Raw genomic sequence first — 25561 nt, 5'->3', positions numbered from 1 at the left:
CTTCTACCTTTATTAAAGCGACGAGTATTTCTTGCGCAGACGCTGACGAATCAGTTCCGCGAGGGTGTTCATGATGAACGTGAACAGCAGCAGCACCAGTGCCGAGAGGAACAGCACACGGTAGTGACTACCACCCACCTCCGACTCCGGCATCTCCACCGCGACGTTCGCCGCCAGGGTGCGCAGGCCCTCGAACAGGTTCATCTCCATGACCGGGGTGTTGCCGGTGGCCATCAGCACGATCATGGTCTCGCCAACGGCGCGGCCCATGCCGATCATCAGCGCCGAGAAGATGCCCGGGCTGGCGGTGAGGATCACCACCCGCGTCATGGTCTGCCAAGGCGTGGCGCCCAGGGCCAGGGAGCCCAGGGTCAGGCTGCGCGGCACGCTGAATACGGCGTCTTCGGCGATCGAATAGATGTTCGGGATGACCGCGAAGCCCATGGCCAGGCCAACCACCAGGGCATTGCGCTGGTCGTAGGTGATGCCCAGGTCGTGGGAGATCCACAGGCGCATGTCGCCGCCGAAGAACCACGATTCCAGGTGCGGGCTCATGAACAGCGAGAGCCAGCCGACGAACAGGATCACCGGGATCAGGATCGCGCTTTCCCAGCCGTCCGGCACCCGCAGGCGCAGCGACTCGGGCAGGCGGCTCCAGGCGAAACCGGCGACCAGGATACCGATCGGCAGCAACAGCAGCAGGCTGAAGATCCCCGGCAGGTGCCCTTCGACATACGGCGCCAGGAACAGGCCGGCGAAGAAGCCGAGGATCACCGTCGGCATCGCCTCCATCAGTTCGATCACCGGCTTGACCTTGCGGCGCATACCCGGGGCCATGAAGTAGGCGGTGTAGATCGCCGCGGCAATCGCCAGCGGTGCTGCCAGCAGCATGGCGTAGAACGCCGCCTTCAGGGTACCGAAGGTCAGGGGCGACAGGCTCAGCTTGGGCTCGAAGTCGGTGTTGGCGGCGGTCGATTGCCAGACGTACTTGGGCGCGTCGTAGTTCTCGTACCAGACCTTGCTCCACAACGCGCTCCAGGACACTTCCGGGTGCGGGTTATCGAGCACTAGCGGCTGGATCTTGCCAGCCTGCTCGACGATCACCCGGTTGGCCCGTGGCGACAGACCGAACAGGCCCGGGCCGTCGACCACCTGCTCCACCAGCAGGGTACGGTGTGCGGTACTGTGGAACACTCCGAGCTTGCCCGAGGCATCCAGGGCGACGAAGCCCTTGCGACGCTCTTCGGCCGTGATCTCGATGATCGGCGTGGTGCCCATCTGGAAGCTGCGGATCGGTTTCAGGCGTTGTTCGCCATCCGGATCGCGAGCCATGAACCACTGGCCCAGGCCGCCCTTGGAGTCACCGATGATCAGCGAAATACCGCCGACCAGTTGTGCACTGGCAGTCACTTCGGTATTGGCATCATCGAGCAGCTTGTAGCGACCGTTCAGGCTCTTGTCGCGCAGGCTGAACACATCGGCCTGGGCACGCCCGTTGATCACGTACAGCCACTGCTGGCGGGGATCGATATAGATCGCCTTCACCGGCTCGGTCATCTGCGGCAGATCGATACTCTTCTGCTCGCTGGTGACCTCGCCGGTCATCATGTTCTCTTCCTTGGTCAACGCCAGCACGTACAGCTGCGCACCACTGGAACCCGCGGCGATCAACGTCGAATCGCTGGCGTTGAGGTTCACATGCTCAAGGGGGTGCCCTTGTGCATCCAGGGTGATCGGCGTTTCGCCGTAAGGGTACTCGATCGCCGGATTGATGGTCTTCTTGCCATCCGGGTAGGTCACTTTGTAGCTGTGACGGAACACCAGCGCCTGGCCATTGGACAGGCCGACAATCACCAGCGGGACGCCCGGCTGGTCCTTGCTGATGGACGTGACCTGGGTTCCGGGCGGAATCGGCAGGCTCACCCGCGACAGCTCGGTGGCGCCGTCAACGGCGAAGAACAGTACCTGTCCCTGGTCGGAGACACGCATGCCCACCTGGTTCTGCTCTTCCAGGGAGATCATCAGCGGCTTGCCGGCATCGCGCATCCAGGCGGGGCTGAGGGCTTTTTCGGCTGTCAGCGAGGCACCCTGGAACAGCGGCATGACCACATAACCGAGGAAGAAGAAGATCAGCGTGATAGCGGCCAGGACAGCCAGGCCGCCGACAAACACATACCAGCGGGTCAGGCGGTCCTTGAGCGCGCGAATTTGGCGCTTGCGCTTGAGTTCAGGCGTATTGAAGTCAATGCGCTTGGGGGGAGAAGTCGTAGTCATGGTGGAATTGGCCAGATCGTTCATGCGCACACCCTAGCGATCCTGTATGACAGAAAGATGACAGTGCAGTGACGCACGGAAGCCGCCGCCCAGCTTGGCTGGCAGCGGATTCGAAAATTGAGTGCGGGCTGCGCACTGCCCGGCGAAGCGTCCTTGCAGGATCACTTACGCGGACCGGTGCGCTCCCACATACCAGGGCTCCCGTGGCCTGCGCGAATCAATCACACAGGCCACCCTGCCCCGGCCCGGTGCTTACTTCTTGGCGCCTTCGCTCAGGCCCAGATCAGCCAGTGCCTTGGCGGCAACCTTGGCTGGCAGCGGGATGTAGCCGTCTTTCACAACCACTTCCTGACCCTGCTTGGACAGAACCAGCTTCACGAACTCGGCTTCCAGCGGGGCCAGAGGCTTGTTCGGGGCCTTGTTGACGTAGACGTAGAGGAAACGCGACAGCGGGTATTTGCCGTTCAGTGCGTTTTCTTCGCTGTCTTCGATGAAGTCGGTGCTGCCTTTCTTGGCCAGGGCAACGGTTTTCACGCTGGCGGTCTTGTAGCCGATACCCGAGTAGCCGATACCGTTCAGCGAGGAGCTGATGGACTGCACGACGGAAGCCGAACCTGGCTGCTCGTTCACGTTAGGCTTGTAGTCGCCTTTGCACAGGGCTTCTTCCTTGAAGTAGCCGTAGGTGCCGGATACCGAGTTACGACCGAACAGCTGAACCGGCTTGTTGGCCAGGTCGCCGGTCACGCCCAGGTCACCCCAGGTCTTGACGTCGGCCTTGGCGCCACACAGACGAGTCGACGAGAAAATCGCATCAACCTGTTCCATGGTCAGGTGCTGGATCGGGTTGTCCTTGTGCACGAATACCGCCAGGGCATCGACAGCGACCGGGATAGCGGTCGGCTTGTAGCCGTACTTCTGCTCGAAGGCAGCCAGTTCGGTGTCCTTCATCTTGCGGCTCATCGGGCCCAGGTTCGACGTGCCTTCAGTCAGAGCGGGCGGCGCGGTAGCGGAACCGGCGGCCTGAATCTGAATGTTCACGTTCGGGTATTCTTTCTTGTAGTTCTCAGCCCACAGGGTCATGAGGTTTGCCAGGGTATCGGAACCGACGCTGGACAGGTTGCCCGACACGCCTTGTACCTTGGTATAGGCGGGAATGGACGGGTCTACACCAGCGGCCACCGCGTGGGCAGTCGCGACGCCAGCAGCGACAAAAGTCATTGCCGCCATCAAACGTTTCAGTTTCATGCCTTACTCCTAGCAGAGAGGGTTATGTTAAGTCGGGGCCAAGTATCGGCAGGCCGCATGAACACTCTATGACTGGTATATGACAATTAGATGAAAGGCCAGCATCCGCGAAGATGGCTGGCCTTTATTCAGGAAACGCTGGAAACCCAGGAAATACGCGGCTTAGCGGCGCTTCGACCAGAGATAGCCACCCACCAGCACGCCGACGCTGCAAATTATTGCAACATAATACGCCGGGCCCATCGGGCTCTCCTTGAGCAGCAGGGTGACCACCATCGGCGTCAGGCCGCCGAAGATCGCGTAGGCCAGGTTATAGGAGAACGACAGACCGCTGAAACGCACCACTGCCGGGAACGCCTTGACCATCACGTAAGGCACGGCGCCGATGGTGCCGACGAACAGGCCACTCAGGGCATAGAGCGGGAACAGCCACTCGGGGTGGGTCCCCACGGTGCTGTAGAAAGCCCAGAAGGTGATCATCAGTGCCAGGCTGCCGCCGACGAACACCCGACCCGCGCCGAAACGGTCGGCCAGCGCGCCGGAAACGATGCACCCCAGGGTCAGGCAGACGGTCGCCAGGCTGTTGGCTTGCAGCGACACGGTCGGGGCGAAGTGGAAGACGGTCTGCAGCACGGTCGGGGTCATCAGGATCACCACCACCACACCGGCAGAAAGCAGCCAGGTCAGCAGCATCGAGATGATGATCGCACCACGGTGGTCACGCAGCACTGCGCCCAGCGGGATGCCATCGGACAGCGCCTTGCGCTGCTGCAGTTCGGCAAACACCGGGGTTTCGTGCAGCCAGCGGCGCAGGTACACCGAGAACAGGCCGAACACGCCACCGAGCAGGAACGGGATACGCCAGGCGTAGTCGCTCACTTCCACCGGGCTATAGAGACTGTTGATCAGGGTCGCGACCAGCGAGCCGAGCAGGATGCCGGCGGTCAGGCCCGAAGTCAGGGTGCCGCAGGCAAAGCCGATCTGCCGCTCCGGTACGTGCTCGGCGACGAATACCCAGGCGCCCGGGACCTCACCACCGATGGCGGCGCCCTGGATGACGCGCATCAACAGCAGCAGGATCGGCGCCCAGATGCCGATCTGCGCATAGGTTGGCAGCAGGCCCATGATCAGGGTCGGCACGGCCATCATGAAAATGCTCAGGGTGAACATCTTCTTGCGACCCAGCAGGTCACCGAAGTGCGCCATGACGATGCCGCCCAGCGGCCGCGCCAGGTAGCCGGCAGCGAAGATTCCGAAGGTCTGCATCAGGCGCAGCCATTCCGGCATATCGGCCGGGAAGAACAACTTGCCGACCACCGCCGCGAAGAACACGAAGATGATGAAGTCGTAGAACTCCAGCGCGCCTCCCAGGGCCGACAGCGACAACGTCTTGTAGTCATTACGGGTCAGCGGGCGCGCGGGCTGCGCAAGGCTGGGAGACACAGTACTCATGCAAGGCTTCTCTTATAGTTACAGTAGGTCTGTCAATGGCCCGGCCTCAACGCCACCGGTGTCAACCCGGCAAAGATCGCACAAGCCAGGTTGTAGGAAAACGCTAAACCGGTAAAACATGTCTGCGGCGGGAAAACCTCTCGCCCATCGACGGGCTCAGAAAGGCGACAGAAAGGCATGGAAGGCCGGGAAATGGCAATAAAATGTTTCAGAAAGTAAATAATGGCCCGATATAGAGCGATCGAAAGGGCTTTCTGACGGTCGTAGTCCAGCGGGTCGCTCGATATACTGCTGACTGTTGCCCTGCAAGGGTACTGTGCGAAAACGTCGTTGGACCCGCGCTCCAGCCGGTTTCGCAGAGTTTCCCTTTAGTGCGCCTTGGAGAAACGTGACGAACGTAGCTTGTTCGGGCTGAATCGTTTTTTCTGAAGACGGCTATTCACCTGCAATACCCACGTAGCGTCATGGGTCAGAGGCCCTGCATATGATCGAACTCGAACAAGAAGACCCTATCCCGCAAGGCGATCTCGCCCTGCAAATCACCGCCCTACCGCGTGAAACCAACGGTTTCGGCGATATCTACGGCGGTTGGCTGGTCAACCAGATGGACCTCGCTGGCACCGCGATGTCCAGCAAGATCGCCGGTGGCCGCGTGGCTACGGTGGCCATCGACCGCATGGCGTTCCTTGTGCCTGTGGCCGTCGGGGCACAGTTGTCCTTTTATACCCAGGCGCTGGAAATCGGTCGCAGCTCGATCCGCATGATGGTCGAGGTGTGGAGTGACGACCCGCTGTCCAGCGAATGGCGCAAGGTGACCGAAGCGGTCTTCGTTTTCGTCGCCATCGACGGCAGCGGGCGTACCCGCTCCGTGCCACGGCGCACTTGAATCGACGCCATTTTTTGCGGTCCATTGCAGTCCATGTTGCCGAGCGAGAACACCATGAGCACGCCCCACGTCGAAACCGTCAAGCTGGATGAACTCAATTGCTGGCGGATCCGCCACGGCCAGGCCGAGTTGCTGATCGCCCAGCAAGGCGCCCAGATCCTCAGCTATCAGGTGGCCGGCGAACCGCCGATCATCTGGCTCAACGATCAGGCCCAATTCAAGCACGAGCAGAATATCCGCGCCGGTGTGCCGGTCTGCTGGCCGTGGTTTGGCGTGTTCCAGCGCAACCCCGAGAGCGTCCAGGCGATGCGCCAGAGCAACGAAGCGGCGACCGCCCACGGTTTCGTCCGGACCCGGGAATGGACCCTGTTGGGCATCCAGGCACAGGACGATGGCGTGCTGGCCGAGTTCGCCCTGCCGCTGCCCGAAGCGGGCTTTGCGGGTTGGCCGCACAAGGTCGGGTTGAAGCTGTCGGTGCATCTGGGCGAGCAGTTGCAGATCCGCCTGACCAGTGAGAACCTCGATGATCACCGCGTCACGCTGAGCCAGGCGCTGCACACCTACTTCGCGGTCAGCGACGTGCGTAACGTGCACGTCGAAGGCGTCGACGGCCTGACCTATATCGATACTGCGGATGAGTGGAAACATGTCCAGCAAAACGGCCCGTTGCGCTTCAGCAGCGAAACCGACCGCATCTACCTGGATACGCCGGCGCAGCTGAACCTCGTCGACCCGACCTGGGAGCGGCGTATCGAGCTGACGACCGAAGGCTCACGTTCGGCGGTGATCTGGAACCCGTGGATCGACCGCGCCAGTCAACTGGCCGACATGGCCGACGATGGCTGGCAGAAGATGCTCTGCATCGAGACGGCGAACGTGATGGATGATGTGGTGACACTGGCACCAGGGGCCAGTCACGCACTGAGCGTGACCATCGGCAGTCGCCGCCTGGCCTGAGATGGTGTTGCCTGGTTCGCGGCGGTCCGGGGCGCCGCGAACAACGATCTGACAGACCTACACCCTACAGATCCGATTCCTTCACTACCCGCACCTTCGCCGCATCCAGCGCATACGCCGCATCGGCCAGGTCATTGTTGACCTTCTCGATCTTCAGGGTGCCCACCACCCACAGCGGCGTATAGATGTCGTCCAGCTTCAGGCCCTTGGGATAACGCACCAGCACCAGCTGGTTCGGCGGTGGCGGCGGCACGTGGATGCAGGCGCCCGGATAGGGAACCAGGAAGAACAGCGTACTGCGCCCCTTGGCATCGGTTTCCAGTGGCACCGGATAACCGCCGATGCGGATGTCCTTGCCATTCATGGCCGCGACGGTCTTGGTCGAGTACATCACCGCCGGCAAGCCCTTGGCCTGCTTCAACCCGCCCTTGGCGGTAAAGGTGCCATTGGCTTCCGGGGAGTTGTGGCTGATTTCCGGCATTTGCTCGAGGGCTTTCTGGTCCGACTTGGGCATCAGTTCCAGCCAGTCGGTTTCCGGGAGCTCGGCGGCATGGGCCAGGCCGCTGCCCAGCAGGAGAAGTGTCAACAGGAGACGGCGCATGAGGAACTCGGCAGGAGAGAATCTGGGCCGACATTCTAGCCCCTCTGCGCGCGATGCGCAGAGGGGACTGCCCAGGTGACGATCAGTTCTTCTTGATCAGGCCGTAGATCACCAGCAGGACCACGGCACCCACCACCGCGCCAATGAAACCGGCACCTTGCCCGGCCTGGTAGATACCCAGGGCCTGACCCCCGTAGGTCGCGGCGATCGAACCGCCGATACCCAGCAGGATGGTCATGATCCAGCCCATGCTGTCATCACCCGGCTTGAGAAAACGCGCCACGAGGCCAACGATCAAGCCGATGAAAATGGTTCCGATGATACCCATGACGTTTCCTCTGAATGGTTACCCCAACTGAAGCATAGCCTCAGCATCTTGCCATCAGATGACGGCGGGTAACGATGGTTCCCGCCCGCCCGGATAACTTTACTCGGCGATCAGCGCTTCGACCCGCAGGATCTGCTGCTGCAGTGTGGCGCGATCGGCGCAACGCAGGTTGGCGTGGCCGACCTTGCGTCCCGCCTTGAACGCCTTGCCATAGTGGTGCAAATGGCAGTCGGCGATTGCCACGACCCGCTCCACCGGCGGCACGCTGCCGATGAAGTTGAGCATGGCGCTCTCACCGATCTTGGCCGTCGAGCCCAGCGGCAGGCCAGCAATCGCCCGCAGGTGGTTTTCGAACTGGCTGCATTCGGCGCCATCGGTGGTCCAGTGCCCGGAGTTGTGCACGCGCGGGGCGATTTCGTTGGCCTTCAGGCCACCGTCGACCTCGAAGAACTCGAAGGCCATCACGCCGACGTAGTCCAACTGCTTGAGCACCCGGCTGGAATAATCTTCGGCCAGGGCCTGCAGCGGGTGGTCGGTGCTCGCCACCGACAGCTTGAGGATGCCGCTCTCGTGGGTGTTGTGCACCAGCGGATAGAAACGGGTTTCGCCATCGCGGGCACGCACGGCGATCAGCGAGACTTCGCCGGTGAATGGCACGAAACCTTCCAACAGGCAGGGGACGCTGCCCAGCTCAGCGAAGGTGTCGACCACATCGGCCGCCGTGCGCAGAACCTTCTGACCCTTGCCGTCGTAACCCAGGGTGCGGGTCTTGAGCACCGCTGGCAGGCCGATGCTGGCCACCGCCGCGTCGAGGTCGGCCTGGGACTGGATGTCGGCGAAGGCCGGGGTCGGAATCCCCAGGTCCTTGAACATGCTCTTCTCGAACCAGCGATCACGGGCGACGCGCAGGGCTTCGGCACTCGGATAGACCGGGACGAACTGCGACAGGAAAGCCACGGTTTCCGCCGGCACGCTCTCGAACTCGAAGGTCACCAGGTCGACTTCGTCGGCCAACTGGCGCAGGTGATCCTGATCACCGTAATCGGCCCGCAGATGTTCGCCCAGTGCAGCTGCGCAGGCATCCGGCGCCGGGTCGAGAAAAGCGAAGTCCATCCCCAGCGGAGTGCCCGCCAGCGCCAACATGCGGCCCAACTGGCCGCCACCGATTACACCGATCTTCATCGTCAAAAACCTCAGGCGACGCGTGGGTCCGGATTGTCCAGGACGCTGTCTGTCTGTTCAGTACGGAATTTTTTCAGTACGGCATGGTACTGCGGGTGCTTGGCGCCGAGGATGCTCGCCGACAGCAGCGCGGCGTTGATCGCGCCGGCCTTGCCGATGGCCAGGGTGGCGACCGGAATACCGGCGGGCATCTGCACGATCGACAACAGCGAATCCACACCCGAGAGCATCGACGACTGCACCGGCACGCCCAGCACCGGCAGGTGGGTCTTGGCCGCACACATGCCCGGCAGGTGGGCCGCGCCACCGGCACCGGCGATGATCACCTCGATACCACGACCTTCGGCCTCTTCGGCGTACTGGAACAGCAGGTCCGGGGTGCGGTGGGCCGATACCACTTTCACCTCGTAGGGGATACCGAGCTTTTCCAGCATATCGGCGGTGTGGCTAAGGGTGGACCAATCGGACTTGGAGCCCATGATCACGCCAACCAGTGCGCTCATCGTCGTGCCTCTTCTATTGGGCGCCCGCAGGCGCGTCAAAAAACAACAAGCCACGCGGGAGGACCGGCGTGGCTTGTCATACGAATAATGGCCGGGCAAACCGACCGAAGGCCGCGCAGTATACCGAAAAAATCGCGCTTGACGCACCTTTGGTCGCTCGGGCGACTTTAGCCTCCAAAGGCCGGTTTACCTGACTTTCAGGTCAATCCGGACAGGGCAGTCCCCGCCACCGAAGCCTGCGCCGTACCGCCCTCCAGCTTACGCCACAACAGCCGCACGTTGGCCTTGCGCACCAGTGCACAGCGATACAGGCGAATCTCCAGCGGCACATGCCATTGCGCACCGCCACACACCACCAACTCGCCCCGCGCCAACTCGGCGCGCACGCTCAACTGCGGTACCCAGGCAATCCCCAGCCCCTCCAGCGCCATGCTCTTGAGACTGTCGGCCATCGCCGTCTCGTACACGGTGGTGAAACGCAGATTGCGCTGGCGCAGCAACAGGTTCACCGAACGGCCGAGAAAAGCCCCGGCACTGTAGGCCAGCAGCGGCACGCTGCCCTCGCCTTCGAGGTCGAACAGCGGCTTGCCATCCGGCCCCGTCGCGCACACCGGCAACATCTCGGTGTGGCCCAGGTGCAGCGACGGGAAAATCTCCGCATCCATCTGCAACGCCGCATCCGGGTCATAGAAAGCCAGCATCAGGTCACAACCGCCTTCGCGCAGGGCGTGCACCGCGTCGCCGACGTTGGTCGCCACCAGCCGCGTGGCGATGTTCAGGCCCTCGTTGCGCAGTTGGGCGATCCAGCGCGGAAAGAAGCCCAGCGCCAGCGAGTGCGCGGCGGCCACCTGCATGACCTCGCCCTGGCCACTTTCCAGATGATGAAGGTGACGAACCACTTCACCCAACTGCTCGACGACCGTGCGTGCGGTCACCAGAAACAACTGCCCCGCCGCCGTCAATTCGATCGGTGTGCGCGAGCGGTTCACCAGGGTCAGCCCCAGTGCCGCCTCCAGGCTGCGGATACGCCGGCTGAAGGCCGGCTGCGTGACGAAGCGGCGCTCGGCAGCCTGGGAAAAGCTGCGGGTGGCCGCCAAGGCACTGAAATCTTCCAACCATTTGCTTTCGAGATTCATCAACTTCTCCGTCACGCGCACCATTTTGGTTCACACGTTCATCACGCAAGCGGCGTCACACCTACATTATGCCGTTTATGCATGGGGCAGTGTGTAACAGCATTGGCCCAAAAAATCCCTCAGGCCTAGCATTGACAACGTTCCGGCACCGCCCGGGTTCATATCGAGATGATTTCTATCATGTCCTCCGCTGCATCCTTCCGCACAGAAAAAGACCTCCTTGGCGTACTTGAAGTACCCGGCGACGCGTATTACGGCATCCAGACCCTGCGAGCGGTGAACAACTTCCGCCTCTCCGGCGTCCCGATCTCGCACTACCCGAAATTCGTCGTGGCCCTGGCCATGGTCAAACAGGCCGCAGCCGACGCCAACCGCGAACTGGGCCACCTGAGCGAAGCCAAGCACGCCGCCATCAGCGAGGCCTGCGCCCGCCTGATCCGCGGCGACTTCCACGAGCAGTTCGTGGTGGACATGATTCAAGGCGGCGCTGGCACTTCAACCAACATGAATGCCAACGAAGTCATCGCCAACATCGCGCTGGAGGCCATGGGCCACAGCAAGGGCGAATACCAGTACCTGCACCCGAACAACGACGTGAACATGGCACAGTCGACCAACGACGCCTACCCAACGGCCATCCGCCTGGGTCTGCTGTTGGGTCACGACGCCCTGCTCGCCAGCCTCGACAGCCTCATCCAGGCTTTCGGCGCCAAGGGCGAAGAGTTTGCCCACGTCCTGAAAATGGGCCGTACCCAGCTGCAGGACGCCGTACCGATGACCCTCGGCCAGGAGTTCCACGCTTTCGCCACCACCCTGAGCGAAGACCTGGCCCGCCTGAAGACCCTGGCGCCGGAAGTACTGACCGAAGTCAACCTCGGCGGCACCGCCATCGGTACCGGCATCAACGCCGACCCACGTTACCAGAAGCTGGCGGTCGATCGCCTGGCAACCATCAGCGGCCAGCCCCTGGTCCCGGCGGCCGACCTGATCGAAGCCACCTCCGACATGGGCGCCTTCGTGCTGTTCTCCGGCATGCTCAAGCGTACCGCAGTCAAGCTGTCGAAAATCTGTAACGACCTGCGCCTGCTGTCCAGCGGCCCACGCACCGGCATCAACGAGATCAACCTGCCAGCGCGTCAGCCAGGCAGCTCGATCATGCCCGGCAAGGTCAACCCGGTTATCCCGGAAGCGGTCAACCAGGTGGCATTCCAGATCATCGGCAACGACCTGGCCCTGACCATCGCGGCCGAAGGCGGCCAACTGCAACTGAACGTGATGGAACCGTTGATCGCCTTCAAGATCTTCGACTCGATCCGCCTGCTGCAACGCGCCATGGACATGCTGCGCGAACACTGCATCGTCGGCATCACCGCCAACGAAGCCCGCTGCCGCGAACTGGTGGAACACTCCATCGGCCTGGTCACCGCGCTGAACCCGTACATCGGCTATGAAAACGCCACCCGTATCGCCCGTGTCGCCCTCGAAAGCGGCCGTGGCGTACTGGAACTGGTCCGCGAGGAAGGCCTGCTCGACGAAGCGATGCTCGCCGACATCCTGAGCCCGGAAAACATGATTGCTCCGCGCCTGGCGCCCCTGAAGGCCTGACCTTCGGTTCCTGTGCGCAACACGCTCACCAGGTCGAGGGACTAGACACCTCTCACCTTTTGAGGGCTTGAAGGCCAACCCTTCAAGCCCTTTTTTTTAACTGGATTTTTCATCGCAACACCACCAACCCATCGTTTATCAGACAGCGGCACTCGTCATCCGAGTGGCGAGGTGTCTGGGACAACGGGTACAGAGTGAATCATGAAAAATGACAGGCTGTGCAGACGCTGGCGGTCCTGATCGGTATAGTGCCGCCCCTCTACGCGTTAGCGATCCGCGGCACAGCGGCACTGAAACACGCGAAAAAACACTAAAAACAACCCGCGCAAGCTCGGGAAACCTGTCGCCAGCCCACACTGCCCGCAACACCGGGTGTTAACGCGACCGGCCGATCGAGCCGCCTTTGCAAAAGAAGCGAGGAACCATCCATGCTTGAAGTCATCAACGACTTCCTCTCGGGGAAACTGCTCATCGTGCTCATCGTCGGGCTCGGCAGTTACTTCACGATCCGTTCGCGGTTCGTCCAGTTCCGCCATTTCGGCCACATGTTCGGTGTGTTCAAGGAATCCCTGCGCGGCCAGGCAGGCCAACTCAGCTCGTTCCAGGCCCTGATGCTCAGCCTCGCCGGCCGCGTCGGTGCCGGTAACATTGCCGGTGTCGGTATCGCCGTGACCCTGGGTGGCCCGGGCGCCGTGTTCTGGATGTGGGTAACCGCTCTGGTCGGCATGTCCAGCAGCTTCTTCGAATGTACCCTGGCCCAGGTCTACAAGCGCGCCGATGGCGATGGCCTGTACCGTGGCGGTCCGGCCTACTACATCCAGCATGGCCTGAAGCTCAAGGGCATGGCGGTGGTGTTCTCGATCCTGCTGCTGGTCACCTACGGCTTCGCCTTCAACGGCCTGCAGTCGTACACCGTGACCCACTCGCTGCAAAACGCCTTCGGTTTCGATCCAAGCCACACCGGTATCGCCCTCGCCGTCTTGCTGGCCATCGTGTTCCTCGGCGGCATCAAGCGGATCGCCTCGGTGTCCGACCTGCTGGTTCCGGTGAAAACCCTGGCCTACATCGGCGTGACCCTGTACGTGATCGGCACCCAGATCGAACACGTCCCGGCCATGCTCGAAACCATCTTCAAGAGCGCCTTCGGCCTTGACCCGGCCTTCGGCGGCCTGCTCGGCAGCGCCATCGTCATGGGCGTCAAGCGCGGCGTGTTCGCCAACGAAGCCGGTCTGGGCAGTGCCCCGAACGTCGCTGCGGTCGCCGCCGTGAAACACCCGGGCGCCCAAGGCGTGGTCCAGGCGTTCAGCGTGTTCCTCGACACCTTCGTCATCTGCACCTGCACCGCGCTGCTGATCCTGCTGTCGGGTTTCTACACTCCGGGCTTCGAAGGTGACGGCATCGTCCTGACCCAGAACTCCCTGGCGGCGGTCGTCGGTGACTGGGGTCGTCTGTTCGTCAGCGTTGCCCTGTCGCTGTTCGTCTTCACCTGCATCCTCTACAACTACTACCTGGGCGAAACCAGCCTGCAGTTCCTCAGCCGCAACCGCGCTGTGCTGATGACCTACCGCGCACTGGTGCTGGCACTGATCGTCTGGGGTTCGACCCAGAACCTGTCGACCGTGTTCGCCTTCGCCGACATCACCATGACCTGCCTGGCGTTCGTCAACCTGATCGCCCTGACCCTGCTGTTCAAGATCGGCCTGCGGGTAATGCGCGACTACGACGAACAACGTCGTGCCGGCGTCAAGCAACCCGTGTTCGACTCCAGCAAGTTCGCCGACCTGGATCTGGACCGTGCGGCCTGGCCGAGCAATCCTCAGGCTGAAATCGCCGACAAAGCCGCCGCCCAAGGCGCACCGGCCACGCAACGCTGATTGCAGCCACCGGGCGGCGCCCTGCCGCCCGCTGAACCCCAGTCAGCCTGTGCTCGCTGGGGTTGCAGCACCTTTCCTACAGCTCCCAGCAATATCTCCCCGATATATCTGTAGGGTAATTCCTATAGGCCCTCCAGGTACTACACCCCTCCACAACGCGTCGGGTAGGCTTGCTCCAAGTTGCCGTGCACCGACAGGAAAGTTCTCGCCCGTTGTTTGAACGCCCTGTCTTCCAACAACAAGAAACATGTCAGGCCAATCGCACAAATAGAGCAACTTGCTACGTTCCAGTAGCAACTTCGGGTCAGACGCCAACGCCTTGTCACGCCTGCACAGAGGCGCCGACAGCCTTATGCGTGGCGTCTGCCCATTACCTCGAGAGCCAGTTGGGAGGGGCGGCCTGCCCCGAACGGATGAAGTGTGCCGGTCACGGAAGTATTGGCTCTTTCTGATTCGAACAGCTGCCAGAGCAGCCATAGGAAACCCATGAAAAAGCAAATCGTACTGGCTGCGCTGTGCAGTCTTGTTTCCCTGCCGGCTCTTGCCGACAAAGCCTTGGTCTGCACGCCTGTGAAACCTGCGCAGATAGCAGACCTATTCGATGAGTGGAACGCCGCATTGCAGACCGGTGATGCAAAAAAGGTGGCGGATAAGTATCTGCAAGATGCCGTACTGCTACCCACCGTATCGAACAAGCCGCGTCTGAGCGATGCCGAGCGGATCGACTACTTCGAGCATTTCCTGGCGAACAAGCCGATGGGCACCATCGACAGCCGCACGATCCGACTCGGCTGCAACGAGGCGATCGACACCGGCACCTACACCTTTGCCTTCAAGGACATGTCGAGCGTGTCCGCCCGCTACACCTTCACCTACGCCTGGAACGGCCAGGACTGGAAGATTTCGACGCATCACTCTTCGGCGATGCCGGAGAAGTAAACAACGCCCGCCCCCCCTGTAGGAGCCGGGCTTGTCGGGACGCCGCACCGCCGCGAATGGGCCCTCTAGACCGCTAAAAGCTTCGCGGGCAAGCCCGGCTCCTACAGGTTATGTGTTCAACCTTGATTACCCTGCCTCCCCCTAATCGCCAAAACCTGAATAACTCAAGATCAAGACAAATCCCTTTTACTTGAAGGACATTTCCGAGAAGATCCCAACGTATTGCGTCTTTTCAACCACGTGCCTATCTTCCTTGCGTCACCGCCAAATTTGCGGTGATCGGGTTTAGCAGCCCACGCTCAATAGGCGCACAGCGCCACCATGACTCATGGCTGGCGCTTTTCATGCCCCCGCTTCATGGCGGCTGTGCGTGGGGCACCCTCGGGTGCGCCGGTTTCCTATTGGCCGGTCTGCTAACCCGCGTACAGCTGCCACCCACTCGTTTAGCAGCGACAGGTGCCAGCTCCCATGCAGCAATAGGAGTTACACCATGAACAAGATCGTCCCCGATCCACCCAGTCAAAACACCCGCCGCCGCATTACGGCAATTCTGCAACAAGCCAACGCCGACCTTTTACAAGTCCTCCACAACCAGCGCGACGAACCGTCACTGCTCGAAACCCTGAAGGAAACCGCCGCCCGCCCCGGCAACCTCCGCGACGGCCGCCATCGCTCGCTGTTCGACGTCAAAGCCGGCATCAACGCCGAAACCACCCTCAACCATGTTTCGCTGCTACTCAGATGCGCCGAAGAAGTCTCTGATGAAATCACCGAACAGGGCAGCGGCATCGAACGCGGACTGATCTGGTCGATGGTGCATTCGGTGGAAATGGCCCGGGCACTGGTGGATGCGTTGCTGGAAGGTTCACAACTGACGTGTGTAAGTGACTGATCAAAAGGCGGCCATTGGTCGGAGGATCACTCATGACCCCGACCATGCCAGATGCAAGCGATACCTCCTACTCGCCACCACAGGACGCTGAAAATACTGACAAGATTTTTCAGAGCCATGCAGTAACCAGTATCCACGTCATCCGATACCCTAAGATCAGCCGCGCAATATCACTATGATATCATCCGTCGTCGACAAACCCGCTCCGTGGCAATAGACATCAGCTTTTCTCTGGATTCGAATTGCTAGTAGCGCAAACAAGTACCAAACAGGAAGTTTCGTATGACTGATGAAGTAAAAAGCGAAAATGAGTCAAGGCTGCTCAAGGCTGTCGAATCAATCGCCATCAGCCCAAAGGATGCCAAGGCGCTGGTTTCGCAATACCAAAGCCAGGTGAAGTCCTCCAAGCCTAAAGCCTCGGAAAATGAAGTGCAGGCACTCGTTGCCAAAAAAATCATCAGCAGGTACGCAACAATGTCCGCAACGAGCGGAGGGGTTACGGCTTTGGCTGGTGTAATTCCAGGGCTGGGTACAGCAGTGGCCATGGTTGGCGGTGGCCTGACAGATGCTACTGTCGGCATGAAATTTCAGGTTGATATGTGCATGTGCCTGGCCGAGGCCTTTGGCTGGGACCTGACCAGTGAGGACGCTCGGCAACTGGCATTCATGATTGCCGCAGGTGGATCGCTCGAGAAATTTGGCGTGGAAGTCAGCACCAAGTTCGCTTCAAAAGCTGGCGTGAACATGGTTCGTCAGTACTTGAAGGGCGCCGCCCTACAAACGATCAAGGAAATGTTCAAGCGCATCGGCATTACCTTCACCCGAAAAGCAGTTGAAAAAGCGATCCCATTTGGTGTGGGTGTCGTAATTGGCTCCTCTGCCAACTATGCCCTCACAAAATACGTCGGGAACACTGCCTTGGGTTGGTTCACAACTGATCGCGACATGGGCAACCAGCCAAATGTCGTAGAAGATACTCCAGAAGCTATTCAGCCTGCCTGACCTAAGGACCATCAAACTAGGTCACCCTTTCAGCGGCACGCAACTTGCTCGATTCCAGCACCTCCCAAGGCCGGAATCGAGCATGCTCCACTCCCACCTGACCACCCTCAACGCCGTCTCCCTGGTGCTCAACACCTTCCGCGAACAGGGCCTGCCCGCCGACACGCTGCTGGCCGGCAGCGGCATCAGTGCCGCCGACCTGAGCCGCGCAGACACCCGCATCACCACCAACCAGGAAATGCGGGTATGCGCCAATGCCGTGGCCCTGCGCCGGGAAATCGGCCTGGAACTGGGCCGGCGCATGCACGTGTCGTCCTATGGCATGCTCGGTTACGCGCTGCTCACCAGTGCCACCTTCGGTGACGCCTTGCGCCTGGCCCTGCGCTACCCGGCGCTATTGGGAACACTCTTCGAGCTGAGCCTGGAGGAAGACGGCGAGCGCATCTGGTTCACCGCCGCGGACTACCGGGAGAACCCGCTGCTGGCGACCTTCAACGTCGAATTCTGCCTGGTCTCGCTGAAAGTCATCTGCGACGACCTGCTCGGTCGCCCCCTACCGCTGCTCGCCGCGCGTTTCGAGCACGATGCGCCGGACTATCAGGCCAACTACGCCGACAGCTTCGACTGCCCGCTGCGCTTTTGTGCCACCCGCAACGCCTTCGCCTTCGACCGCGCCTGGCTCGACCAATCGCTACCCCTGGCCGACCCGATTACCCACCAGGCCATGGCCGAGCGTTGCCGCAAACAGAATCTGGAGTTCACCGGGCGCCAGGCCTGGCTCGGGCGCATCCGCCAGTTGCTCACCGCTCAGTTGCATACCGCGCCCGGCCTGGAGGGCCTGGCCGAACAGATGAACTGCTCGGCAAGAACCCTGCGCCGACACCTGCGCGACCTGGGTTGCAGCTACCAGGAACTGCTCGACGAACTACGCTTCGAACGAGCCAAGCAACTGCTGGCCGACGACCAGTGGCCGATCCACCGGATCGCCGACGAACTGGGCTTCAGCGAAACCGCCAGCTTCCGCCATGCCTTCGTGCGCTGGAGCGGTGTCAGTCCTAGCCAGTTCCGCCCCTGACCGCTCTGTGCCACGCCAAGGTGCGGCGCTGCCTCATTGAGGGGCGAAATCAGGACAGATGTTTTGGCCACATCGATCCCCTTTTGGCCGCTCCTGCCGTTCTCCGAACCGTGCCGGGCATCAAGAATGATGTCCAGGTCCACGCCAATGGAGAACAAGAAATGCTGACGGTCTACTCAGACGATCACCACCTGCACCACGGCCGCTGCGAACTGATCGACGGGCAACTGATGCCCTGCTTCGAGATGCCTTCACGTGCCGACCACGTGCTCGCCCGCGTCCACCACCAGGCCCTGGGGCCGGTGAGTGAACCCGAGGACTTCGGCCTCGAACCGATTCGCCGCATCCACGACAATGCCTACCTGGAATTCTTCAAGGGCGCCTGGGAGCGCTGGGCCGAACTGGGCCAGGACGGCGACCTGCTGCCCTTCACCTGGCCGGCACGCACACTGCGCCAAGTGCTGCCCAAGAGCCTCCACGGCCAGCTCGGCTACTACAGTTTCGACGGCGGCGCGCCGATCACCGCCGGCACCTGGCAAGCCGCGTACAGCGCAGCCCAGGTCGCCCTTACCGCCCAGGCCGCGATCCAGCAAGGCGCCCACAGCGCCTTCGCCCTCTGCCGACCGCCAGGACACCACGCCGCCAGCGACCTGATGGGCGGCTACTGCTACTTGAACAACGCCGCCATCGCCACCCAGGCCTTCCTCGACCAGGGCTGCGGCAAGGTGGCGATCCTCGACGTCGACTACCACCACGGCAACGGCACCCAGTCGATTTTCTATGAGCGCAGCGACGTGCTCTTCGCCTCCATCCACGGTGATCCGCAAGCGGAATTCCCGTTCTTCCTTGGCTATGCCGACGAACGAGGTGAAGGCGTCGGTGAAGGTTTCAACTTCAACTACCCGCTGGCCGCCGGCAGTGGCTGGGAGCGCTGGAGCGCGGCCCTGGAACAGGCCTGCGCCGAGATCGAGCGCTACGACGCCGAGGTGCTGGTGGTGTCCCTCGGCGTGGACACCTTCAAGGACGATCCGATTTCCCAGTTCAAGCTCGACAGCCCCGACTACCTGCGCATGGGCGAACGCATCGCCCGCCTGGGCAAGCCGACGCTGTTCGTGATGGAAGGCGGTTATGCGGTGGAAGAAATCGGCATCAATGCCGTGAACGTACTCGAAGGTTTCCAGAACGCCCAATGAGGAACTAGAAGAATGAACAGACTCAAGCGTTTCATCGCCCCGGCCCTGTGCGCCGCCGTGCTCAGCGCCACAGCGCAGGCCGAAGACCGCACCCTGCGGGTCTATAACTGGTTCGACTACATCACGCCCAAGGCACTGGACGACTTCAAGGCGCAGAACAGCCAGGTCAAGCTGGTCTACGACATCTTCGACACCAACGAGGCGCTGGAGGCCAAGCTGCTCACCGGCAACTCCGGCTATGACGTGGTGGTGCCGTCCAACGTGTTCCTCGCCAAGCAGATCGAGGCCGGGGTGTTCCAGCCGCTGGACCGCAGCAAGCTGCCGAACTGGAACCACCTTGATCCCAAACTGATGAAACTGCTGGAGGCCAACGACCCGGGCAACAAATTTGCCGTGCCCTACATGTACGGCACCATCCTGATCGGCTTCAACCCGGCGAAGGTCAAGGCGACCCTGGGCGACAACGCGCCGGTGGACAGCTGGGACCTGATCTTCAAGGAAGAGAACATCAGCAAGCTCAAGCAGTGCGGCGTCGCCCTGCTCGACTCGCCTTCGGAGATCCTGCCACTGGCCTTGCAGCACCTGGGCCTGGACCCCAACAGCAAGAACCCCAAGGACTATGAAAAGGCCGAGGCGTTGATGCTCAAGATCCGCCCCTACATCACCTATTTCCACTCGTCCAAGTACATGGCCGATATCGCCAACGGCGACATCTGCGTCGCCGTCGGCTACTCCGGCAGCTTCTCCCAGGCCGCCAACCGCGCCAAGGACGCCAAAAACGGCGTGGTAGTCGACATGCGCCTGCCCAAAGAAGGCGCACCGATCTGGTTCGACATGCTGGCGATCCCCAAGGGCGCCAAAGACCCGGAAGACGCCTACACCTTCATCAACTACCTGCTGCAACCGCAGGTGATCGCGCCGATCAGCGATTTCGTCGGCTATCCGAACCCGAACAAGGACGCGATCGAGTTGGTTGACCCGGCCATTCGCAACAACATCAACCTGTACCCAACCGAAGCGGCGATGAAGACGCTCTATACCCTGCAACCGATGGATCAGAAAGCCGAACGTATCCGTACACGGGTCTGGACACGGATCAAGTCGGGGACCTGAGGAACAGCCCTGTCGCCGACTGGCCGGCGGCAGGGCTACCAGGACGTGGGGGACAGGAACAGTTCGCTGGCCGATGTCGCGTCGATCCTGGCCCGCAAGATAGCGTCGACACCCTGATTCGATTGTTCCTGAGCCCTCTGGTAGTTGATGCCCTGAAAACGCTGCCGAGGAGTCTTCAGGTGAGCCGCCGTATAGTTCTTGTCTACCGCATCCAGACTCGAATAGTGAAAGTGTGCGTACCACAGGGGGGTCCGCTGCAAGTCCGAAATCTCATACTCCTGTAGAAAGTCCCGGCCCTTGCCGCCAGAAATATCCTTGCGCGGCCCCAGGGACCGAATGCGGATCTGCTGCTTACTCCTGAGATACGAGACGCCGATGATTGTGGGCGGATCGATCTTCACTCTTTCGATACGCAGGCGTGTGCCTTGAGCTCGCAGGAGTTTCGCGCCAGCGTCGAGCTTGTCCACCAGTTCCTTGGGATACTCGTCCAAACCGTGAGCCAACTCCTGCAGTTTGGCCGACAGGTCGCTGAACAACTTGGCATCGTTGATGAGCCGGTCCTCGACATCAGCGGGGCCATGAGCAATACGCAGAAGTTTCTCACTTCGGCCCAGCCGGCCAGGCAGTGAGTCAAGCAGTTGGCGGGCCTGGTATTTCAGCGTGTTGAGCCTCTTTCTGCTTCGTAAACTCAATTCACCGGCGCCACCCAGCAGCCGGGGGCCCCGATCCAGCTGCCAGCTTCCCGAGGTATCGCGGATCAACCAGGGGCCCAGACTGGCCGGATGCCGGATATCGACGATCCTTACACCTTCGATAGTGCGCGAAACATGAAACCAGTCGCCATGGATATGGGCATAGAACAATCCACCATATTGGTAAAGACCCCGCCATTCTCCCTCGGCCGGCAACATATCGGCAGGAGCCGTGGTCGCCAGTTTGAATCGGTCAAGCCGCTCCAGTTCGGACGCTGAAAAATCGCGCCCACCGCGAGTCCAGATGAACGCCCGCAATCCACCGTCCCCGTCTACCGATGGTTTGACGATCGCTGCGCCGGCACCGGCGGTTGCCAATGGTTCAGGCGACAGTCGGCGGTGATAGACCAACACGGCCGCCAAGTTGAGCAACACATCGGCGAATGCCGCCCAGGGCCGTTGTGTATTCGGATCCGTCAGCGCCTTGAGACTGGGCAACAGTTGCACGATCAACCCCACTCCCGCCAGAGCACCCGGCGCCCAGGGAATCAGTAGGCTGAACAGCGCCCAGCCAAGATCGGTGAGGAGCTTGCGGCGCGCTTCGGCATTCGACACCGAGATCGCCTCGGCATGCCTGATCAGTGTCTCGACGCTGGCGGCGAACAGCGCCTCAACGACCGTGCCGGACAAGACCGTGGTATCCAGCGTAGGCGGCTCAGGAATCTCTGGCAGGTCCCAGGTGCTGAGGATGATCCGCGTCAGATGCGGCTCCAGAAAACCACCCTGGTCATAAATCTTGCGACTGTAGTCGTCCAGGCCCGCCAACACCGACTGCTGCAACTCCCCTTCAACCTGGATAGCCGCCAACAGGTGCGCGAGCGAGGCGAACTCGAGCAAGGGTTCTGTCGCCCCCGGTCGTAGCAGCACCTGCGGCCCTCGATCGACCATCCGCGGGCCAATGACAAAATGATTTAGCACAGGGTCCGCCGCAGCTCCAGGGTGTGCCAGCAACGCCAGGGGGCGGACCACGATGGACAGCCCCGACAGCACGAGCACATGGGTGTCCATGCTCATCACCGCCGTGACGTATAGACGCGCACACTCCGTCAGCCTCTGCGTCAGGCGCAGTTCCAACGCCAGCATCGGCAGCAGGACCTGCAAATAGTGGGTGAACAACGAGTGCTGCCGATATCGCTCAGTCGTGTTGCGCTGCAGTTTCTGTTTGAGCAGAGCAGGATAGGTCGCGCCGACATTGGCATCACTGACGGCGGCTCGCAGTCGTTCATAGGTCATCCAGCTCGGTGGCGTCTGCTCCTCACCTGCCGCCGGCTGATCGTAATGAACCTGCGCGGTGGCCGAGAGCGGAAAGGCATCGACGTTCAGCAGTGCCATTTCCACATAGCTCCGGGTAGAGGACTGGGTACGCAGATCTTGAGCGGCGAACCCCGGACCCGCCATTTCCCACGGGCTGCTGTCGCTCTGGGTGAGCGTCACGCGGATACGATCAACCACTACGTCCTTGGCCTTGGGATCAAGCTTGAGCAGGCTCTTGGCCAACTCCTGCTGCGCAAACTCGAAAATGCTGGGAATGCTTGCGAGAAACGCCTCGCCGAAATGGAACCGGTGCACCTCTGATAGCCGGCAGACGTAGCGGCCATAGGTGGCCCGGTCCACTGCCGAAGCCTGCTGTAACCAGTCGGGAAGTAAATCATGCAACTGCCGCAGCGTCTCTTCGTGCGCGGAACTGAAGGCCCCGACCAGCACCTGTGGGCCGGTCAGCTCGTACAAGTGTCGGTCGAGAGCGGCACGGTCGTAGTAGTCGCCCGCGTTGAGGGTGCGGATGTTTTCCAGCTGCCGGGTCAGCAAGGTAGCCGTCAGGGCATCAAAGACATGATCATCCGCAGAGTAATTTTCCGGATCCGGATCACTGTCACTCAAGGTCTGTCCCAAGTCGGCTTCCAGCACCTTGATGGAGTCGAACGACTTGATTCCACCCAATAACGTGTACAGCAATACGATCTGCCGCTGACCGACCTGGCGTGTCAGGACCAGGGCCTGCTGGTACAACGGGGCGTTGCCCGGGACACGAACGAGGGTGATGCGCGCCTTCGTGCAGTCGTTTCCCAGCGCCTGGGAACGCGCCTTGAAATCGGGAAAATCGAGTACACCGTGGACGGTGTCCAGTTCGTCACCCGTGAGCGCGGTGCTGGCTTTGCGTAACTGGGTCGCGATGAAATCCGATAGCTGTTGCCAGGGCGAAACACCCTGCGCCAAGGGCGACCGCCAGACATCCGATAACTTCTGGCCGGACAAGGCTGGCGAACTCCAGAAGTCGACCAGGCTCTGCATGTAGCTCTGCAGCAAGGCTGGAGCCCACTCACTCACCAATTCTTCGGCTTTGGCGACCTGCAGGCGCAACATCTGCGGAGCCTCGGCTCCCGGGTAGAGCGTCAGGTAGCTGCCAAGAGGATGATCTGGCATTGCTTTGCCCAGCCAGCAGTCAATCAGCCGATGGGTCAGAGGAATGATCTGGTAGCTCGCCGGGGCCGCGCTGGTTGTACCCACCGTAAGGTTGATAAAGGCGGCAGTCCGCAATGCTTCTCCCTGAGCCGGGAAATAGTCTTCCAGCATCGCCTGTACCAAGTGGGCCGTAGCGCTCTCCAGGCTGGGCCGGGCGGCCAGGCAATCACCCAGACCAAGGACCTGCAAGGCCTGATCGCTCTCGCTCAGCGGAGCCGAAACAGCAGAGTCCGTCATGCTCTGCTCCCTGCACAGGAAGACACAGGACAAACAGGCAAGCAGGAGCATGTTGAACTTGAAACGTTGAGCATGAAAAAACCTCTGAGCGAAAGAATCTCGCTCACGACCTTAGCCATGCACCGAGCACGACGAGCGGTAACTAAGTAGTCCGTTGCGCACCGCCGTTCTCAGCTCAAGGGCCGGCCGTCCCCCCGAACTGCGCCGACCCCGCACTCACGCCAGCCAAACCTCGCGCAAACGCTTCAGGGCCGCCACGATATCCACCTCCGGCACGGCCGCGAACCCCAGGACCAGGCCCGCATGCCGCTCTGCAGGCGGTTCCGGCAGAGTCAGCCAGAAGCTGCTCAGGGGGCTGATCTCGACCCCGACACTCGCGGCCTGGGCGATCAGTTCCTGCTCACGCGCCAGGCTCTGCACCGGCACCATCAGGTGCAGGCCGGCGACGGCTTCCGGCAGGCTGCCGCAGCCGCGGATATTCGTCGGCCAATGGGCCAACAGAGTGTTACGCCGGCTCAGGGCGGCACGGCGCATCCGCCGGATGTGCCTCTGGAAATGTCCGGCGGCCATGAATTCGGCCATCACCACCTGGGTACTGACCTCCGAATGCCGCATATCCAGCGCACGGCGCTGGGCAAAAGCCGCCACCAGCGTCGGCGGCAGTACCAGGTAACCCAGGCGCAACGCCGGAAAGGCGATCTTGCCGAACGTGCCGACATACAACACCCGCCCCTGCCGATCCAACGCCGCCAGAGGAGCCAGCGGCGCGCCGCTGTAGCGGTATTCGCCGTCATAATCGTCCTCGACGATCCAGCCGCCGGTACGCTCGGCCCAGGCCAGCAGTTCCAGACGCCTCGCCAGGCTCATGACCACCCCGGTGGGATACTGGTGGGACGGCGTCACATAGACCAATCGGCAATCCGGCAATTGCCCGAGGGCCGCGCAGTCCAGCCCGTCCTGATCCACCGCAACACCCTGCACCCGGGCACCCGCCACCGCGAACGCCAGGCGTGCCGCGCGGTAACCGGGATTTTCCACCGCAACGCCCTCGCCCGGGTCCACCAGCAACTGTGCACAAAGACTGATGCCCTGCTGTGCGCCGCAGGTGATCACAATTTGTTCAGCACTGCAGGACAATCCGCGCGAACTGCGCAAGTACGCTGCAATCAGGCCCCGCAGGCGCGCGTCGCCCGACGAAGCGCCGTAACACAGTTGCCCAGGGTCGGGAGCGCGCCAGAAAGCCGCCTGCAGCTTGGCCCAGACGCCGAAAGGAAACAGATCGAAGGCCGGCACACCCACACGAAAAGCCCGCGGCGGACCACTCGGCGGCGGGTTGATCGGGTTGTCGCCGATACGTTGCAACGCCTGATTGTGGATAACTTTACTGGATGTAACCCCAGCGGTTTCGGCCGATTTTGTGGATAAACCTGTGGGTAAGCCTGTTGAAAACCCTGTGGATACTTTTGTGGACAACTTCTTGATGGGCAACGCCTTGCCCGGCAGTTGCGCAACGTAGGTGCCATCGCCGATCCGCCCCTCGATGAAGCCTTCGGCATACAGCTGGTCATAGGCCCGAACCACGCTGTTACGGGAAATGCCCAGAGCGTTGGCCAGATCGCGGCTGGCCGGCAAACGGCTGCCGCTGCCCAGGCGCCCATCCAGCACACGTTGACGCAGGGCCTGATAGAGCTGGCGGCTGAGCCCCTTGGCCGGGTCCAGCTGAATACCGGCCGGATCGAACGACAGGGGTAACGATGGACTGGGCATGGTATTGGACCTATGAAAATCACTGGCAATGGCTCTTACAAGCAACCAATAGCCTGCCTAGGATGGCCGTATTCGCCAAGGAAAACTT

Annotated in this window: 20 protein-coding genes; 10 read left to right on the top strand and 10 right to left on the bottom strand. The window is 61.5% G+C overall.

Features of this window, described 5'->3' with window-relative positions; genetic code table 11:
* Positions 1-12: 12 nt before the first annotated feature.
* From BLU37_RS07800 to BLU37_RS07790, 3 genes are all read right to left on the bottom strand, one after another.
* Positions 13-2046, bottom strand: a complete 2034-nt coding sequence (locus tag BLU37_RS07800) for an ABC transporter permease subunit (protein ID WP_172833093.1) — start codon at positions 2044-2046, stop codon at positions 13-15.
* 480 nt (positions 2047-2526) lie between these two features.
* Positions 2527-3519 (bottom strand): phosphate ABC transporter substrate-binding protein PstS, encoded by a 993-nt coding sequence (locus BLU37_RS07795; protein WP_010447773.1) that lies wholly within the window; start codon positions 3517-3519, stop codon positions 2527-2529.
* 162 nt (positions 3520-3681) lie between these two features.
* The gene (locus BLU37_RS07790) at positions 3682-4971 is read right to left on the bottom strand and encodes an MFS transporter (RefSeq protein ID WP_090203763.1); all 1290 of its coding nucleotides are present in this window, start codon (positions 4969-4971) and stop codon (positions 3682-3684) included.
* A gap of 484 nt (positions 4972-5455) precedes the next feature.
* Between BLU37_RS07790 and BLU37_RS07785 the strand changes: the two genes are divergently transcribed.
* Both BLU37_RS07785 and BLU37_RS07780 read left to right on the top strand, forming a co-directional pair.
* Positions 5456-5857 (top strand): acyl-CoA thioesterase, encoded by a 402-nt coding sequence (locus BLU37_RS07785; RefSeq protein WP_010447769.1) that lies wholly within the window; start codon positions 5456-5458, stop codon positions 5855-5857.
* A 54-nt stretch (positions 5858-5911) separates the two neighbouring features.
* Positions 5912-6814, top strand: a complete 903-nt coding sequence (locus BLU37_RS07780) for a D-hexose-6-phosphate mutarotase (protein WP_172833008.1) — start codon at positions 5912-5914, stop codon at positions 6812-6814.
* Positions 6815-6878: 64 nt separating this feature from the next.
* Here the strand turns inward: BLU37_RS07780 and BLU37_RS07775 are convergent, their stop codons facing one another.
* From BLU37_RS07775 to BLU37_RS07755, 5 genes are all read right to left on the bottom strand, one after another.
* Positions 6879-7415 carry a DUF3299 domain-containing protein gene (locus tag BLU37_RS07775; RefSeq protein ID WP_010447765.1) on the bottom strand — a complete coding sequence of 179 codons (537 nt, stop codon included), beginning with the start codon at positions 7413-7415 and terminating at the stop codon, positions 6879-6881.
* Between the two features lie 82 nt (positions 7416-7497).
* The gene (locus tag BLU37_RS07770; RefSeq protein ID WP_010447763.1) at positions 7498-7743 is read right to left on the bottom strand and encodes a GlsB/YeaQ/YmgE family stress response membrane protein; all 246 of its coding nucleotides are present in this window, start codon (positions 7741-7743) and stop codon (positions 7498-7500) included.
* 99 nt (positions 7744-7842) lie between these two features.
* A complete protein-coding gene (locus BLU37_RS07765) occupies positions 7843-8925 on the bottom strand; it encodes a 5-(carboxyamino)imidazole ribonucleotide synthase (protein ID WP_090203757.1) in 1083 nt (360 codons plus the stop codon).
* Positions 8926-8936: 11 nt separating this feature from the next.
* Positions 8937-9428, bottom strand: coding sequence for a 5-(carboxyamino)imidazole ribonucleotide mutase (gene purE, locus BLU37_RS07760; RefSeq protein ID WP_010447760.1), 492 nt, complete (start codon positions 9426-9428; stop codon positions 8937-8939).
* Between the two features lie 197 nt (positions 9429-9625).
* Positions 9626-10564, bottom strand: a complete 939-nt coding sequence (locus BLU37_RS07755; protein WP_090203755.1) for a LysR substrate-binding domain-containing protein — start codon at positions 10562-10564, stop codon at positions 9626-9628.
* Positions 10565-10744: 180 nt separating this feature from the next.
* On the opposite strand from BLU37_RS07755, the gene aspA reads away from it, so the two are divergent.
* The 8 genes from aspA to BLU37_RS07715 all read left to right on the top strand — a co-directional run bounded on the left by aspA (position 10745) and on the right by BLU37_RS07715 (position 20257).
* On the top strand, positions 10745-12169 hold the full coding sequence (gene aspA / locus BLU37_RS07750) for an aspartate ammonia-lyase (RefSeq protein WP_010447756.1): 1425 nt from the start codon (positions 10745-10747) through the stop codon (positions 12167-12169).
* A 428-nt stretch (positions 12170-12597) separates the two neighbouring features.
* Positions 12598-14043: an alanine/glycine:cation symporter family protein gene (locus BLU37_RS07745; RefSeq protein ID WP_090203752.1), complete on the top strand. Its 1446-nt coding sequence runs from the start codon at positions 12598-12600 to the stop codon at positions 14041-14043.
* A gap of 486 nt (positions 14044-14529) precedes the next feature.
* The gene (locus BLU37_RS07740; protein ID WP_090203749.1) at positions 14530-14982 is read left to right on the top strand and encodes an SgcJ/EcaC family oxidoreductase; all 453 of its coding nucleotides are present in this window, start codon (positions 14530-14532) and stop codon (positions 14980-14982) included.
* Positions 14983-15472: 490 nt separating this feature from the next.
* A complete protein-coding gene (locus BLU37_RS07735) occupies positions 15473-15874 on the top strand; it encodes a DUF6124 family protein (RefSeq protein WP_090203746.1) in 402 nt (133 codons plus the stop codon).
* Between the two features lie 282 nt (positions 15875-16156).
* Positions 16157-16876, top strand: a complete 720-nt coding sequence (locus BLU37_RS07730; protein WP_090203743.1) for a hypothetical protein — start codon at positions 16157-16159, stop codon at positions 16874-16876.
* An 82-nt stretch (positions 16877-16958) separates the two neighbouring features.
* The gene (locus BLU37_RS07725) at positions 16959-17951 is read left to right on the top strand and encodes an AraC family transcriptional regulator (RefSeq protein ID WP_090203740.1); all 993 of its coding nucleotides are present in this window, start codon (positions 16959-16961) and stop codon (positions 17949-17951) included.
* 161 nt (positions 17952-18112) lie between these two features.
* Positions 18113-19144, top strand: a complete 1032-nt coding sequence (locus BLU37_RS07720) for a histone deacetylase family protein (RefSeq protein WP_090203737.1) — start codon at positions 18113-18115, stop codon at positions 19142-19144.
* Positions 19145-19156: 12 nt separating this feature from the next.
* Complete coding sequence (locus tag BLU37_RS07715) at positions 19157-20257, top strand: polyamine ABC transporter substrate-binding protein (RefSeq protein WP_090203735.1); 1101 nt, start codon at positions 19157-19159, stop codon at positions 20255-20257.
* A 35-nt stretch (positions 20258-20292) separates the two neighbouring features.
* Here the strand turns inward: BLU37_RS07715 and BLU37_RS07710 are convergent, their stop codons facing one another.
* Both BLU37_RS07710 and pdxR read right to left on the bottom strand, forming a co-directional pair.
* Positions 20293-23757 (bottom strand): dermonecrotic toxin domain-containing protein, encoded by a 3465-nt coding sequence (locus tag BLU37_RS07710; RefSeq protein ID WP_232000477.1) that lies wholly within the window; start codon positions 23755-23757, stop codon positions 20293-20295.
* A 165-nt stretch (positions 23758-23922) separates the two neighbouring features.
* On the bottom strand, positions 23923-25473 hold the full coding sequence (gene pdxR / locus BLU37_RS07705) for a MocR-like pyridoxine biosynthesis transcription factor PdxR (protein ID WP_090203728.1): 1551 nt from the start codon (positions 25471-25473) through the stop codon (positions 23923-23925).
* Positions 25474-25561 lie beyond the last annotated feature (88 nt).

Origin of the sequence: Pseudomonas asplenii, assembly GCF_900105475.1 — a bacterium.
GTDB classification, from domain to species: Bacteria; Pseudomonadota; Gammaproteobacteria; order Pseudomonadales; family Pseudomonadaceae; genus Aquipseudomonas; species Aquipseudomonas asplenii.
This window is presented reverse-complemented; position numbering and strand designations above follow the sequence as displayed.

What these genes read in the sequence shown, in the direction of transcription:
- BLU37_RS07800 (WP_172833093.1), bottom strand. Translation starts at nt 2,046, where the DNA reads ATGCGCGATGCCGGCAAGCCGCTGATGATCTCCCTGGAAGAGCAGAAC.
- BLU37_RS07795 (WP_010447773.1), bottom strand. Translation starts at nt 3,519, where the DNA reads ATGAAACTGAAACGTTTGATGGCGGCAATGACTTTTGTCGCTGCTGGC.
- BLU37_RS07790 (WP_090203763.1), bottom strand. Translation starts at nt 4,971, where the DNA reads ATGAGTACTGTGTCTCCCAGCCTTGCGCAGCCCGCGCGCCCGCTGACC.
- BLU37_RS07785 (WP_010447769.1), top strand. Translation starts at nt 5,456, where the DNA reads ATGATCGAACTCGAACAAGAAGACCCTATCCCGCAAGGCGATCTCGCC.
- BLU37_RS07780 (WP_172833008.1), top strand. Translation starts at nt 5,912, where the DNA reads ATGAGCACGCCCCACGTCGAAACCGTCAAGCTGGATGAACTCAATTGC.
- BLU37_RS07775 (WP_010447765.1), bottom strand. Translation starts at nt 7,415, where the DNA reads ATGCGCCGTCTCCTGTTGACACTTCTCCTGCTGGGCAGCGGCCTGGCC.
- BLU37_RS07770 (WP_010447763.1), bottom strand. Translation starts at nt 7,743, where the DNA reads ATGGGTATCATCGGAACCATTTTCATCGGCTTGATCGTTGGCCTCGTG.
- BLU37_RS07765 (WP_090203757.1), bottom strand. Translation starts at nt 8,925, where the DNA reads ATGAAGATCGGTGTAATCGGTGGCGGCCAGTTGGGCCGCATGTTGGCG.
- purE (WP_010447760.1), bottom strand. Translation starts at nt 9,428, where the DNA reads ATGAGCGCACTGGTTGGCGTGATCATGGGCTCCAAGTCCGATTGGTCC.
- BLU37_RS07755 (WP_090203755.1), bottom strand. Translation starts at nt 10,564, where the DNA reads ATGAATCTCGAAAGCAAATGGTTGGAAGATTTCAGTGCCTTGGCGGCC.
- aspA (WP_010447756.1), top strand. Translation starts at nt 10,745, where the DNA reads ATGTCCTCCGCTGCATCCTTCCGCACAGAAAAAGACCTCCTTGGCGTA.
- BLU37_RS07745 (WP_090203752.1), top strand. Translation starts at nt 12,598, where the DNA reads ATGCTTGAAGTCATCAACGACTTCCTCTCGGGGAAACTGCTCATCGTG.
- BLU37_RS07740 (WP_090203749.1), top strand. Translation starts at nt 14,530, where the DNA reads ATGAAAAAGCAAATCGTACTGGCTGCGCTGTGCAGTCTTGTTTCCCTG.
- BLU37_RS07735 (WP_090203746.1), top strand. Translation starts at nt 15,473, where the DNA reads ATGAACAAGATCGTCCCCGATCCACCCAGTCAAAACACCCGCCGCCGC.
- BLU37_RS07730 (WP_090203743.1), top strand. Translation starts at nt 16,157, where the DNA reads ATGACTGATGAAGTAAAAAGCGAAAATGAGTCAAGGCTGCTCAAGGCT.
- BLU37_RS07725 (WP_090203740.1), top strand. Translation starts at nt 16,959, where the DNA reads ATGCTCCACTCCCACCTGACCACCCTCAACGCCGTCTCCCTGGTGCTC.
- BLU37_RS07720 (WP_090203737.1), top strand. Translation starts at nt 18,113, where the DNA reads ATGCTGACGGTCTACTCAGACGATCACCACCTGCACCACGGCCGCTGC.
- BLU37_RS07715 (WP_090203735.1), top strand. Translation starts at nt 19,157, where the DNA reads ATGAACAGACTCAAGCGTTTCATCGCCCCGGCCCTGTGCGCCGCCGTG.
- BLU37_RS07710 (WP_232000477.1), bottom strand. Translation starts at nt 23,757, where the DNA reads ATGCTCCTGCTTGCCTGTTTGTCCTGTGTCTTCCTGTGCAGGGAGCAG.
- pdxR (WP_090203728.1), bottom strand. Translation starts at nt 25,473, where the DNA reads ATGCCCAGTCCATCGTTACCCCTGTCGTTCGATCCGGCCGGTATTCAG.